Genomic DNA, 1,457 nt, shown 5'->3' with positions numbered 1-1,457 from the left:
CTTTTAGAAGTATCAAAAATTCGCATTAAATATATCCTTTAAAAATGTTAAACCAAAATAGAGTAAAACCGCCAAAAGTGCGATAGCGGCTATAAATTTAGGCTCGATTATAGCTAAAAATCGCTTAGCTCCAAAGGCTCTAATGTATAAAATAAGCTGTAAAAATCCCCCAAGCGAGCTTGCAAATGCAAGGCCAGCTGCTCCAAATCTCTGCATCAAAATGACAGCTAGGATCAAATTTATCACAAGGCAGATGATAGAAATTTTAGCTGCCTCTTTTTGCTTCATATTTGCATAGAGCCAAAGTGAGAAAATTTTAGCTAGACCAAATGGCGTAAGCCCCACTAAATAGGCACTTAGCACCTTGGCGCACTCGGTCGTGTTTGCCCTTGTGAAATTCCCTCTCTCAAACAATAGCCAGATGATAAACTCACTTAGCACGACGCCTGTGATCGTAGCTGCTAGCAGGGCACAAAGTAGTAGATAAAAGCTCTTTTTCGTCCAAACTAGGGCGTTTGCTTCGTCTTTTTGCTTTAAAAGCCTAGTGATCTTTGGAAAGAGTGCCTGAGAGAGCGCTATCGCAAAGATTGCAAGTGGGAGCTGGAAAATTCTGTTTGCATAAAAAAGGTAGCTTATCGAGCCACTTACCAAAAAGCTAGCTAGCCAAGTGTCCATAAATGCGCTTATCTGCATAGCACTTGAGCCAAGTAAGCCGTGGTAGAAATTTATAAAAAAGCCTTTGCTCTGAGCTCTTTTGCCCTTAAAATATCCACTTAGACCGCCCCAGAAAATTTTATTTAAGGCGTTAAATTTCATAGCAATTAGATGCACCAAAACCTGCAAAATGCCGCCTGCAACGACACCAAAACTAAGATAAAGTGCGACCACACTCTCGCTCTTGCCACGAGCCAAAAGTAGTGAAGCTATCATGGCTAAATTTAGTAGCGCAGTAGAAAACGCAGTCGTTGCAAAGTGCCCTTTATACTGAAGCAGCGCACCCATGAAAGTGACGATATAAACAAGGGCTAGATAGTAGAAATTTATGCGCACAAGTGGCACTGCATCGGTTATGTTTTGCTCGCTTAAACCGCTTGCGATTATTTTTATAAAGTAGGGTGTAAATAAATTTACAAGAAGCGTCAAAATACCTATAAAAAGTAGAAATTTGATGAAAATTTCAGCTTGAAAGATCGCTTTTTTCTTGCTATTTGCAAAATTTGGCAAAAATGCCTGCGTAAAGGCACCCTCACCAAAGATGCGGCGAAATAAATTTGGTATCTTAAATGCTATAAAAAAGAGGTCGCTAAATATGCCAGCACCAAGGATAGAGGCCGTTAAAAGATCTCTTATAAGCCCTAAAATCCTTGAAGTCATGATGCCAACTGAGTTTGAAAAAAAGCCTTTTATAAACATCGCCCACCTAGTAAATTTAAAAACGCAATAGTAACAAAAGATGC

The 1,457-nt window shown here is 39.6% G+C and carries 1 protein-coding gene; it reads right to left on the bottom strand.

Annotated elements, in window-relative coordinates; genetic code table 11:
- Positions 1-12: 12 nt before the first annotated feature.
- Positions 13-1,413: a murein biosynthesis integral membrane protein MurJ gene (gene murJ, locus CYP05_RS01590; protein WP_103586653.1), complete on the bottom strand. Its 1,401-nt coding sequence runs from the start codon at positions 1,411-1,413 to the stop codon at positions 13-15.
- Positions 1,414-1,457: the final 44 nt, after the last annotated feature.

This window comes from Campylobacter concisus (assembly GCF_002913545.1).
In the GTDB taxonomy this organism is placed as follows: Bacteria; Campylobacterota; Campylobacteria; order Campylobacterales; family Campylobacteraceae; genus Campylobacter_A; species Campylobacter_A concisus_AV.
The sequence above is the reverse complement of the archived record's forward strand: the minus strand, read 5'-3'. Positions and strand labels throughout refer to the sequence as shown.

Coding starts and splice junctions, on each gene's coding strand:
- murJ (WP_103586653.1), bottom strand. CDS start 1,413: ATGTTTATAAAAGGCTTTTTTTCAAACTCAGTTGGCATCATGACTTCA.